The organism is Flavobacterium sp. C3NV, from assembly GCF_046825355.2.
Taxonomy (GTDB): domain Bacteria; phylum Bacteroidota; class Bacteroidia; order Flavobacteriales; family Flavobacteriaceae; genus Flavobacterium.
This window is the reverse complement of sequence record NZ_JBKQBJ020000002.1, coordinates 348360-361073: the sequence shown is the minus strand read 5'-3', so window position 1 is coordinate 361073 and position 12714 is coordinate 348360. Positions and strand designations below refer to the sequence as shown.

The window sequence follows — 12714 nt, the reverse complement described above, 5'->3', positions numbered from 1 at the left end:
TAAATTATATATTACAAATATACGTAATAAAATTTATTATTACATTTTTAGGTAATATTTGTATTAATTGCATATTTAAGTAATAATATCAAAAAATGAACAGCTTATATGATTTAAAGACATCCAGTATATTTAAATGAACTTATATAACTTATATGGTAAAAAAAACACAAAGCTGAGTTTAGCTTTTATTTATTTAAAAAAGAAACTAACTTAGCCTTCACTAAAGAATAAGCTTTGAATAAAGAAATCAAGATTATCGAATGTCCACGTGATGCTATGCAAGGCATCAAAACTTTTATACCCACTAAAAACAAGGTTTCTTATATACAAGCTTTGCTTAGGGTAGGGTTTGATACGATAGATTTTGGCAGTTTTGTATCTCCAAAAGCGATTCCGCAAATGCAGGATACTGCTGAGGTTTTGGCGCAACTTGATTTATCGCAAACTACAAGCAAATTACTCGCTATAATTGCGAATACGCAAGGTGCAGCAGCAGCGGCAGAACATGAACCAATTCAATATTTAGGGTTCCCTTTTTCGATATCCGAGAATTTTCAGATGCGAAATACTCATAAAACCATTGCTGAATCTTTAGTAACGCTAGAAGAAATTCTTGAAATTGCCGATAAAAAAAACAAAGAAGTCGTAACCTATCTTTCAATGGGTTTTGGGAATCCGTACGGAGATCCCTGGAATGTTGAAATCGTTGGTGAATGGACAGAAAAGCTTGCAGGAATGGGTGTGAAGATCTTATCACTTTCAGACACCGTTGGCAGTTCTACGCCCGAAGTTATTACGCATCTTTTTTCGAATCTAATTCCTAAGTATCCTAAAATAGAGTTTGGGGCGCATTTACATACCACACCTAATACCTGGTTCGAAAAAATCGATGCAGCATCAAAAGCAGGCTGTACCCGTTTTGATGGCGCTATTCAGGGATTTGGCGGATGCCCAATGGCAACAGATAAACTGACAGGAAATATGCCTACAGAAAAACTAATTTCTTATTTTACATCCAATAAAAAATCTACAGGTTTAAACTCTTTAAGCTTTGAAAGTGCTTATAACGAAGCTTCGAAATTATTTGGTAAATTTCATTAAGAAATTTACTATATTTACTTATAGCAGATAATAAGTAATAACAGAATAACGTTGTGTGTTATTTAGAAACATAACCTACCCATGAAAGCAACTTTTGTAAAGAGCATCTCTAAGATATTATTTTTATCATCCTTGTTTCTTTCATGCTCAAGCGATCTCGATTTCGATCAGACCAAAGACCTGAAATTACAACCTGTTTTTGTGGCCAATCTGGCTTATTTTAATGTACCTGCAACCCAACTTGTAAATGACGGAAGTTTAGCTGTTTATCCTGATGTAACTGAATTTGATGCTTTCAAAGAAAAATTCTTCAGGGATAATCTGGTCAAAACAGAACTTGACTTTGAAATTGAAAACACCATAATTAGAGCCTTTAGAATTGATCTTTTGCTTCTCGATGCTAATGATGAGGTATTAGAAACAGATTCATATAACGTTCCTGCATTTTCAGGAACTTCAAATATTATTAAATTCCCAACAGAAGTATTTGAAGGCCCGAGATTAGATCTCCTTAAAAGAACTACTAAATTAGGTTTCCTCGTAACAATGGCACCCGGACCTCCATTAGATCAAAATAGTGTAGGTAATTTAAAATTCAAATCAGGTGCAACCGTTTATATGGTAATAGAATGAGAAAATTATACCTGATTTTAATCGTCGCTTTTCAACTTTCCTGTTTTGCCCAAAACAAAGAAGTGTTGTATAATTTTACCTCCATTCCGCAATCATCACTCGTAAATCCCGGAGCCGATGTTTCGTATAAATTCTATTTTGGTATTCCGGTTTTGTCTGGAGTATCAGCCAATTTAGGTTCCAGTAGTTTCTCTGCTTATGATTTATTTGCCAATAACGGAGTCGATTTTAATGATAAAGTGCGAAACATCATCAATAATTCTTCCAGTAAAGATAAAACCCATGTCAATCAGCAGCTCGAATTATTTTCGGGAGGATTCAGAGTAGGAGGAAGAGATAGTCAGTCTTATATTTCGTTTGGTGCCTATCAGGAATTCGATTTCTTAATGTATGTTCCTAAAGATCTTGCCATTTTAGCCTTAGACGGAAATCGGGATCATATCGGTAAAGCATTCAATCTGGCCGATTTAAATGTACGTGCCGAAGTACTTTCCGTATTTCATGTAGGCTTTCACAAAAAGCTAAGTGAGAAATTGGTTTTAGGAGGCCGCGCAAAATTGTATTCAAGTGGAGCCAATGCGACTTCGACCAAAAATTCCGGATTTATTTATACGGGTCAAAGTGCCGTAACGCCAAATGTATACGAACAGATAATAGCCTCAAATTTAGAACTAAAAACCTCAGGTATTGCTACTTTTACCAAAGACGAATACGAAGGAAGCATTCCTAAAGATATTGCTCATAATACCTTTTTTAACGGAAGTTTAGGCTTTGGTATCGATGCCGGATTGACCTATTATTTCAAAGATAATCTTCAGTTTACAGCCAGTATTGTCGATCTTGGTTTTATCAATCATACAAAAGATCTTGAAACGAGAAGTTATAAAGGAACTTATAATTATCAGGGAGCAAATCCTAGTTTTGATCCTATAAACGAGCCAGGAGATATTTTCGATGATTTCGAGAATGCCATACCGCGTGAAACATCTTATAATAAGTACACTACCTGGCGACCAACCAAATTTTATTCGTCGATTCAGTATTCATTTGGGGAATCACGTTCTAACGACGATTGTAATTGCAAAGGAAAAGTAACCACCAGTTATGCCGATGCAGTAGGAGGGCAATTGTTTATCATGTCAATGCCAGTCGAACCTTTCGTGGCACTAACCGCTTTTTATAAACGCAATATTTTCGAGAACCTGGATGTCAAAGCCACTTATACCTTCGATCCTTATTCGAATAAAAATATTGGTTTAGGAATTTCAGGAACATTGGGAAAACTCAATATGTACCTTCTCGTCGATAATGTTCTGGAATATAAAGATGTCTCGAAGGCCAATAGTATTGCATTTCAATTCGGATTTAATTTTGTTTTCCAGAATCCCGAAGACTGATTTTTTTACCATATAAGTTATATGAGTTCATTTATATAGTGCTGTCGAAAGAAGTCAATTTTCAGTTCGAGCGTCTCGAGGCTTCGCGTAATATCATTAAGTTAAAGAAAAATCCAATAGAACAATTGTTAAGTACAATATATCTTATCACTTGTTTTGTTCCGTCGGAACATTTCATTGGTAGCCCAATAAATAAGACGTTTTTTCACGTTCCGTAGGAACGTTTGATTTTATAAATAATAGTTGGTAAAACAAAAAAAGATTACATATACAATTTCTCAAACGTCCCAATGGGACGATGTTTCTCACGATTCATTTTTTTTCTACCGGTGAGGTGTTCCGATGGAACACAATCTAAAACATTTTAACTTAATGATATTGGGCTTTGGAGAGAACCTTAAATCTTATAATTTCTTATATAACTAATATGGTGAATGTTTTTAGAAGCTATTCCTGCTGTCCATTACAAGCACTCGGGCAAAACAACTTTTTTTCAAGGCCTTAAAAGAGCTTCCGCTGGTCGCTTTTTAAGACCAGAAAAAAATGTTATTTCGATCCTCGTGGCTTTCCATTTCCATCAGGGCTAAGACTCTCGTATTTGTAAGACCTTTCGTGTAAAGTTAAATTTATGAATAAGTTAGTAATCAAGTTTCCAATTTATTCACTATATTTGCACGCAATTCAACTAGAAATTGCAACATGATAGCACACAACTCCAAGATTATCGGCGAAGGTTTAACTTACGACGATGTATTATTAGTACCTAACTACTCGAATGTGCTTCCTCGCGAAGTGAGTATCAAATCAAAATTTTCACGAAATATAACGCTAAATGTTCCAATAGTATCAGCTGCTATGGATACTGTGACCGAAAGTTCTATGGCAATCGCTATGGCACAAGAGGGCGGAATAGGTGTTTTGCATAAAAACATGACAATCGAGCAACAAGCTGCGAAAGTTAGAAGAGTAAAACGTGCTGAGTCAGGAATGATTATCGATCCGGTAACTTTGCCAACAAATTCTACCATTGCAGATGCAAAAAATGCCATGAAAGAATACGGAATTGGCGGAATCCCAATCGTTGACGAAAACAAAATCCTTAAAGGAATCGTTACCAACCGTGATTTACGTTTCGAAAAAAACGGAGCAAGACCAATCGCTGAGGTAATGACCAGTACCAACTTAGTTACTGTAGCCGAAGGAACTTCACTAGAACAAGCCGAAGTAGTTTTACAAGGACATAAAATCGAAAAATTACCAGTAGTAAACGCTAACTATGAATTAGTTGGTTTAATTACTTTTAGAGATATTACAAAACTGACTCAAAAACCAATCGCTAACAAAGATGTTTTTGGTCGTTTAAGAGTTGCTGCTGCCATTGGTGTTACTGGTGATGCTGTTCAAAGAGCAGAAGCTTTAGTTGCTGCCGGAGTAGATGCTATCATTATTGATACTGCTCACGGACATACTGAAGGTGTAGTAAATACATTGAAAGAAATAAAATCAAAATTCCCAAATATCGACGTAATTGTAGGAAACATTGCAACTCCCGAAGCAGCTAAATATTTAGTAGCAAACGGAGCAGACGGTGTAAAAGTAGGGATCGGACCTGGTTCTATTTGTACTACACGTATTGTTGCAGGTGTTGGTTTTCCTCAATTTTCAGCAGTTCTTGAAGTAGCTGCGGCTATCAAAGGAACCGGAGTTCCGGTTATCGCAGATGGTGGAATTCGTTATACAGGTGATATCCCTAAAGCAATCGCTGCCGGTGCCGACTGTGTAATGTTAGGATCTTTATTAGCAGGAACAAAAGAATCTCCTGGAGAAACCATTATTTTCGAAGGAAGAAAATTCAAATCGTACCGCGGAATGGGTTCTGTTGAAGCGATGCAAACCGGTTCTAAAGACCGTTATTTCCAAGATGTTGAAGACGATGTTAAGAAATTAGTTCCTGAAGGAATTGTTGGTAGAGTTCCTTATAAAGGAGAATTAAACGAAAGTATGCTTCAGTTTGTTGGAGGACTTCGTGCAGGAATGGGATACTGTGGTTCAAAAGATATTCCGACTTTACAAGAAACTGGACGTTTTGTTAGAATCACGTCAAGCGGAATTACTGAAAGTCATCCACATAATGTAACTATTACTAAAGAAGCTCCAAATTATTCAAGATAATTTTTAGTTTTCATTATAAAACAAAAGGCGTAAGAGTTTGATTCTTACGCCTTTTTTTGTTTTTTACTTAATAGATTTGGCGCAATCTTGTCATATAACAAATCACGCACAAATTATCGACTTTCAGATTAAATGAACTTAAATCACTTATATGGTAAAAAAACATTAAACCCCACCGCGGCTATTCAAAATTTTCTCAGTCGTAACATCAGAATGTAATAATTCTTCCATTTGATAGGTGGTGCGTTGCGCTTCGAGAGCATAGCCAAACATTTTTTTCTCATAATCATCAATTGCATCCTGAAGAGATGAGAATTCTCCATTAGTCAAATTTTCAGTTAGTTGATAGGCATCCATTAAACCCATATTTACACCTTCGCCAGCAAATGGTGGCATTAAATGTGCCGCATCACCTACAAGTGTAATATTTGAATGTTTTTTCCAGGATTCTTCTAAGGAGAACAAACGTAATGGCAATCCCCAAAAATCTGTAGAAGCGTTAAAGAATTTTTTATAATCTTCATTCCAGTTCTCGAATTTTTTATTCAGAAAAGCAATTACGGAAGCATTGTCTTCAAAGTCAATTCCGTTATTTAAAACCCAATTTTCATCTGCTTTAAAAGAAACTCCAAAATGTATAGAACCATCGCGTAAAGTGTGGGTATAAAACATTTTTTTCTCTCCCATTGCCATCACATTTCCGTCACCGTATTTAGGTTTGAATTCAGGATAATCGCGATCCGGATTTTCAATTTCGCCCTGAATAATATAAGTTCCGGAAAGTTGCGGTTCTTTATCCGTTACAAATTTTCGGGCATTCGATCTTCCGCCATTGGCAACGATTACAAAATCAGCAGTTGTTTTAGTACCGTTTTTAAATTCTAAATGATATTGTTCGTCAATTTTATTGATTTCAGTCAATTGACTGTCCCAAACTACAGTGTTTTCCTGTAGATTTTCCAGCATGATTTTTCTCAAATCATTTCTGTCGATTTCAGGTCTTGAATAAGCATTCTCTTCAGTAGGCATTTCTTCCGAAGTAATATTCCCGTGCATATCCGCCATTTTTTCTCCTGTTGGCCTCGCATAGCGATAAAACTCCTCCATTAAGTCTGCTTTTATGATCGCCTTTTGTCCTGAGTCAGAGTGGATGTCAAGAGTTCCGCCCGAAGTTCTCGCCTGAGCATTTAGATCTCTTTCATAAACCGTTACATCAGCACCGTTAATTTGTAAAATTCTCGCTGTTGTCAATCCAACAGGTCCACCGCCAATAATGGCAATTTTTTTGTTTTTTATAAGTGAAGTATTCATTTGATTTTTTATTTAATTGATATTGTATTAATTGAATTTTTTTAGTTTGAATTTTATACCGTTATTGAGATTAAAATTGATATTAATTTTTGAAATTGACATTGCCATTGAATTTGATTTTTTAATCAGGGAGTCAAAGCTTTTATAACCAAATTAAAAGCTTCATTCCTAATTTCCTCAGTAAATACAAAAGCTTTCCCCGACATTGATTTACCTTCTCTGTGAAGTTCTAAAAGAGAATAAAGCGATCCATAAGCAATGCTCCAAAAAACCTCGAAAGTAATGGGAAGAAGTTCTTTATTTTCAATGGCCTTTGTGATAAATTTTGACATTTGTTCCTTAAAGTCTGTAGTGATTTCTGCTAAAATAGCATCGCCATAAGTAGAATGTTTTAGAAGTTCAAGACAAGTAGTCTGCAAAGAAAAGTTGATAGCAAACTTAGAACGGTTGTCCCATTGTTGACGTAAACCATCTACAAAAGACATTTCAGGCGAAAATCCGACTAGCATTTCTTCAAAGAAATTTTTACCAATTTCAATTCCAATTTTTCTGATAAGATCTTCCTTATCGGAATAATAAATATAAAGTGTCGCCACAGAAACTCCGCATTCTTTCGCCAGCCGATTCATTCCAAAACCTTCTACGCCTTGTGAAACCAGCATTTCGATCGCTTTTTGTTTTACAATTTCTTCTTTATTTATATCTCTCGTTCTCATAATTTTAATTCATTATGGTACAAAGGTATTAATAATAAATGAACGTTCGTTTATTTAAGGTAAAAAAGTTTCAAAGGTTCAAAGGTTCAAAGGTTTGCTAGAGATGCGCAGCAGTGCGTCTATTGAGGTTTTAATTCAATAGCCTCCAGCTTTAGCTGGAGGATGAAAGAAGGTAAGAGAAATAGGCTTTAGCCGAATTTAATTGATGATAATAATATGTAAAAAAAACTTTGTGTCTTCGTGCCTTCGTGGCATAAAAAAAAAGCATAAAAAAACTGCTACCATAATTCGTCAAAATTACGATAGCAGCTTTTCCTTGGATAACATATTCTTATGGAGTAGCGGTTGGTTCTGCTTCTCTAACTTTTTGATTTTCTAAAATCTTTTGGATAAAAGGTTTTGTCTGAGTTTCTATTTCAGCTTCAGAAATATCCAATGCTTTTGGATCTTTTACTAATGCAAACCATGGTTTTGGTTCTCCAAAAGGATAACTTCCAAAAACAATTACCGGAGTTCCTTTTACTTTTACATTTTCCTTGTCTTTCAAAATCCATTCATCTGCAAATTTGTAAAGGAATTTAGCATCAGTTTCTTGTAGTCGTAAACAGGAATGCGATGCAGGATAACCAGGCAATGCATATTCGTGAAAACCAACACCTAATTTATTTTCGATATTAAAATTCCATTTTAAATCCCACTCGTCATTAAACGTACTGGTTGTTTTTTCGGCTTTCCAATTGGTAAAAAATAATCCGGTTGGAGTAGGGTCTTTTTTTCTTCCCATATTGGTTGGGCCCGTATATACTAATTCTCCATTTTCGTAAGCAGCAAATGCCTGAGCCGGATAAGAGAAAATAATCACTTTTGAAACTTCTTCTAGAGCAGTTACATGTAAAGGAAACGGAAGATAATACACAATATCTCCTGTGAAATCTGCAGGCAGTACTACTGAATCCATTTGTGCAAAGTTGGCTTTGTCAGTTCTGTTTAAAGCATATGCAATATGAAGTTTAGTACTGTCGGAACCATTTGTTTTTAACCATTCTTTCGTTTTTTCAAAATGATAAGAAGTGGTTTTTGGTTTTGTATGCTCAATTGTTTTTTTAGGTTTTGCTTTTTCCTTAGTTTCGGTTGATTCACTTTTTTTACATGAACCTAATAAGACTAAGATTAATACAAGTAAGATATTGGATGTGTAATATAACTTTTTCATAAACTGGTTTTTTATTTATGTAAAGTTATTTTAATCATCCCGAAAAGCACTTACACAATTTTTTGAATTGTTTGTTTGATTTTCATTTTACTGTATTAATTCCAATGCAGACATTTCATCTAATAAGATTTTAAACAGTTCCAGTAGTGAATTTAAGGTTTCAAGATTATCTATTTCTCCATCTCTATAATAAGATAATTCGAATTCATTTTCAGGAAGTTTTTGTTCCCATATTCCTTTCTGATCACAAATCTGGATATTTACTTCTTTTTGTAATGCAATGCGATTTCTTAGTTCTTTATTGCGAAGTAAGGTCTTTATCTTAAACTCATTATTACTTTTAATTGTAAAAGCTTTGTCAAAATCAGGGTAGCCAATTTCTATATCTTGCACTCCAAATATTTTTTCAATTTTTCGAATAAATCCTTCGTTGTAAATTTCAAATTTAAAATGATCTTTTAAAGTAATAGGAGCAATAACTCGCGTCATTTGAGTACTATATTTTCCAGACCAAAGCCTATAATTATCAAAGACAATTTTCCATTTTTTATATTCAATTTCTGTTGAATCTGATTGCCAGGAATAACCTTCTTTAAAAGTGCCTTTAGTTTGTTTTGCAAATTCTTGCCATGTATTCATTTTACTTTTTCTCAATTAATTTCAAAACATATTCCATCTGAGCATCTCTATTCTTTATAAAATCATCAAAAGTTTGACTCACTTTATAATCAGGAATTACACCTCTTCCAAACATCTGATTGGGTTTCTTAGGAACATCCTGTTCTAAATTTACGATAGAAAATTGTGTTTTTATCTTTGTGTTAGGTAATTCGTATTCGATAGGAGTGTGGCCATTATGACCGTAATAACCGCCCATAGTTTCTTCGCCAATGACAATTGCGCTGGTTTTTCCTGCAACTAATGATGCAAAAAGCGATCCTGCCGAAGCTACTCTTGGACTTATTAATAAGTAAATCTGACCTTTAAAGGTATTTTTATCCGGTTGTAATAAACGATTGAATTTTGGATCCTGAGGGTATATTTTACCTTTTAAAATGGGATATTCCTCTTTTAACTCAGCTTCAAAATCATTCTTTTCTTCCAGCTTTTTTTCAATCTCAGTTTCTTCGTAAACAAAATAGGGAAGAAACGGAATGTTCTGAAAATTAATATAAGCGTTTTTATTTTCGCGATACGGTTTTTGTGTTAAGTATGAAAAAGTTACCAAATCGTTAGGATCTGACCCTCCGCCATTATTTCTAACATCTACAATTAAATTTTTTATTTCAGGATGTACAGCAAGCATTTGAAAACAGCTGTCGACATATTTTTTATAAATGATATGTTCTTTGTCTTCTGCATTTCCTCCAATTAAAAAAGTATGAACAGCAAGCAAGGCGGTATTTTGAGAAATAATCTTAAATGAATATTTATCTTTGATATTGCTGTAAAACAAGCTGTCAGAAGGAAAAGAATGGCGCTTTTTAAAGTTCTCTTTTCTTTCTTCATTAGAAATACCGGCAATAGTTTTGGAAAGTTTTTTAGTTTGGTTTGGAAGTGAGTATTCAACTATAAAATTTTCTTTTGGTCCATATTCCATTTCAAAATATCTTGAAAAAGCAGCGTTAATTCCAATTGATTTTCCGGATATATTAAAGCCGTCGGTGGTGTAATATTTGTAAAAGGAGCGTATTATTTTATTTATTTTAATTCCGTCAATACTATGAATTTGTGAGCCTAACGGAATCTCATCATTTTTTAAATTGATGATTGTTTTGTTCGCGATCAATTTTACAGGAAAAGGAAAAAAAACTTTTTCTGATGTATATCTGTTTTTAAATGCATCAGGAAGAGTTGTATTATTGTGCACACTGCCTTCGAAGTCGGTGATTTTTAAAATAATTTTGTAGAAGTCCAGTAATTCCCCCGGATTTTTTAATTGCAGAAATGCCCAATTGTATATGCTGTCAATTTGTTTTTTAGTTCGGTACTTATAAATACCTGAATTTGCTTTTTCTCTGATTTCTCTAAAAGTAGTAAGATCTTGTTTGAGTTTTTCTAAAGTGAATTTATCATTTTGAGAGAATACTATAAATGGAAAAATCAGAAAAAAAGCTATTTTAAATTTGAGCATTGGTTTGGTTTTGTTTAGAACCTAAAAATACTCAAAAAATTAAATCAAATTTTTAATTTTAGCATGTTGTAATAACATAATCGTTTTAGCATCAGTAATCTCACCAGATTCAATCATGTTGTAAGCTTCATCAAAAGTATATTCCAGCACTTCAATATTTTCCTGTTCGGCGTCTAATCCTCCGCCATCATTTACTTTCATCGTTTCATCATATTCTCCCACAAAAAGATATAAAATCTCGGTAACAGATCCTGGTGACATATACGTTTCAATAACTTTCTGAACTTTATTTAAACGGTAACCTGTTTCTTCTTCAGTTTCACGAATTACGGCTTGTTCAGCATTATCCTGATCAAGAAGTCCGGCGCAAACCTCAATCATCATTCCGGTTTTATTTCCGTTAAGATAAGTGGGCAAACGAAACTGACGGGTTAAGATCACTGTTTTTTTAGATGAATTGTACAATAAAATAGCAGCTCCATTTCCGCGATCATAAACTTCACGAATATGCGATTCTACTTTACCATCTTTCTTTTGGTAATCAAAAGTTACTTTGTTTAGTATGTACCAATTGTCTGATAGTAGCTTAGTTTCGGTAACTTTAATTTCTGGATTTTTCATAATAAGAAATCTTTTGTATAAAAAAAACGCTCTGATTATCAGAGCGTTTAGATGTATTATTTTGTTATTGTTTGCTTTCTGTCAGGTCCAACAGATACAATCTTAATTGGCACTCCAACTTCTTCTTCAATAAACTCAATATATTCTTTTAGCTCAATTGGTAATTGATCGTAAGTCGTCAATCCTGTTAAGTCAGCTTTCCATCCTTTAAATTCTTTATAAACAGGAGTTACGTTTTCCGGCTCGATGTTGTAAGGAAAGTGAGAAATGTTTTGTCCTTTATAGTTGTATTCTGTACAAACTTTCAAAGTTTCGAATCCTGAAAGAACGTCACCTTTCATCATCATTAACTGAGTAACACCGTTTACCTGAACAGCATATTTTAAAGCTACAAGGTCTAGCCATCCGCAACGTCTTTGTCTTCCTGTAACAGATCCAAATTCGTTACCTACTTTTGCCATAGTAGCACCAACTTCGTCAAAAAGTTCCGTTGGGAAAGGTCCGCTACCAACACGTGTAACGTAAGCTTTAAAAATTCCGTAAACTTCTTTGATTTTGTTAGGAGCAATTCCTAAACCAGTACAAGCTCCGGCAGCAGTAGTATTTGATGAAGTTACGAACGGATAAGTTCCAAAATCAACATCTAATAAAGAACCCTGAGCTCCTTCGCATAAAATAGATTTACCTGCTTTTTGAGCCTGGTATATATATTCTTCACTGTCGATAAAATCTAATTTTTTTAATTCTTCGATAGCTTCAAAAAACTCTTTTTCAAGTTCGGCTAAGTTGTATTGAATCGCTACGTCATAAAAAGCAATCATTGCTTCATGTTTGTCAGCCAATGCTCTGTAACGCTCTTTAAAGTCTTCTAATTCGATATCTCCAACACGCAATCCGTTTCTTCCGGTTTTGTCCATATAAGTTGGTCCTATTCCTTTAAGAGTAGAACCAATTTTAGCTTTTCCTTTAGATGCTTCAGAAGCTGCATCAAGCAAACGGTGCGTTGGTAAAATTAAATGTGCTTTTCTTGAAATGATCAATTTATTTTTGATGTCAAGGTTAAATTTCTCTAAACCTTCGATTTCTTTTTGAAAAACTACCGGATCTATTACAACACCATTACCAATGATGTTTATTGAATTTTTATGAAAAATTCCAGAAGGAATGGTTCTAAGTACATGTTTAATTCCGTCAAACTCTAATGTATGTCCTGCATTTGGTCCTCCTTGAAAACGTGCAATAATATCATAATTAGAGGTAAGAACGTCAACAATTTTCCCTTTACCTTCATCTCCCCATTGTAATCCTAGTAATAAATCTACGGTCATTCTGTTTTAATTTGCGTTGAGGCAATTTGAGTTGCCCTACTGATTAATGTAGTTAATTTTCTTTTTTTTTTATTTTTTTAAATAA

General features: G+C 34.2%; 11 protein-coding genes. 4 read left to right on the top strand and 7 right to left on the bottom strand.

Annotated elements, in window-relative coordinates:
- Positions 1-237 precede the first annotated feature (237 nt).
- From ACIDC4_RS04410 to guaB, 4 genes are all read left to right on the top strand, one after another.
- A complete protein-coding gene (locus ACIDC4_RS04410; protein WP_412041910.1) occupies positions 238-1104 on the top strand; it encodes a hydroxymethylglutaryl-CoA lyase in 867 nt (288 codons plus the stop codon).
- Between the two features lie 81 nt (positions 1105-1185).
- The gene (locus ACIDC4_RS04405) at positions 1186-1737 is read left to right on the top strand and encodes a hypothetical protein (RefSeq protein ID WP_412041909.1); all 552 of its coding nucleotides are present in this window, start codon (positions 1186-1188) and stop codon (positions 1735-1737) included.
- On the top strand, positions 1734-3134 hold the full coding sequence (locus tag ACIDC4_RS04400) for a DUF5723 family protein (protein WP_412041908.1): 1401 nt from the start codon (positions 1734-1736) through the stop codon (positions 3132-3134). The genes ACIDC4_RS04405 and ACIDC4_RS04400 overlap by 4 nt, the downstream gene beginning before the upstream one ends.
- A 699-nt stretch (positions 3135-3833) precedes the next feature.
- Complete coding sequence (gene guaB / locus ACIDC4_RS04395; protein WP_065448215.1) at positions 3834-5306, top strand: IMP dehydrogenase; 1473 nt, start codon at positions 3834-3836, stop codon at positions 5304-5306.
- 165 nt (positions 5307-5471) lie between these two features.
- On the opposite strand, the gene ACIDC4_RS04390 is transcribed toward guaB, so the two are convergent.
- The 7 genes from ACIDC4_RS04390 to ACIDC4_RS04360 all read right to left on the bottom strand — a co-directional run bounded on the left by ACIDC4_RS04390 (position 5472) and on the right by ACIDC4_RS04360 (position 12629).
- A complete protein-coding gene (locus tag ACIDC4_RS04390) occupies positions 5472-6617 on the bottom strand; it encodes an FAD-dependent oxidoreductase (RefSeq protein WP_412041907.1) in 1146 nt (381 codons plus the stop codon).
- A gap of 125 nt (positions 6618-6742) precedes the next feature.
- Complete coding sequence (locus ACIDC4_RS04385) at positions 6743-7333, bottom strand: TetR/AcrR family transcriptional regulator (RefSeq protein WP_412041906.1); 591 nt, start codon at positions 7331-7333, stop codon at positions 6743-6745.
- 331 nt (positions 7334-7664) lie between these two features.
- Positions 7665-8546 (bottom strand): L,D-transpeptidase, encoded by an 882-nt coding sequence (locus ACIDC4_RS04380; protein ID WP_412041905.1) that lies wholly within the window; start codon positions 8544-8546, stop codon positions 7665-7667.
- A gap of 87 nt (positions 8547-8633) precedes the next feature.
- Positions 8634-9200 (bottom strand): hypothetical protein, encoded by a 567-nt coding sequence (locus ACIDC4_RS04375; protein WP_412041904.1) that lies wholly within the window; start codon positions 9198-9200, stop codon positions 8634-8636.
- Entirely contained in the window at positions 9187-10680 is a 1494-nt protein-coding gene (locus ACIDC4_RS04370; RefSeq protein ID WP_412041903.1) for a S41 family peptidase, read from the bottom strand. Before ACIDC4_RS04370 ends, ACIDC4_RS04375 begins: the two co-directional genes overlap by 14 nt.
- A 39-nt stretch (positions 10681-10719) precedes the next feature.
- Positions 10720-11301: an NUDIX domain-containing protein gene (locus ACIDC4_RS04365; RefSeq protein WP_230036373.1), complete on the bottom strand. Its 582-nt coding sequence runs from the start codon at positions 11299-11301 to the stop codon at positions 10720-10722.
- 56 nt (positions 11302-11357) lie between these two features.
- A complete protein-coding gene (locus tag ACIDC4_RS04360; protein ID WP_078008344.1) occupies positions 11358-12629 on the bottom strand; it encodes an adenylosuccinate synthase in 1272 nt (423 codons plus the stop codon).
- Positions 12630-12714: the final 85 nt, after the last annotated feature.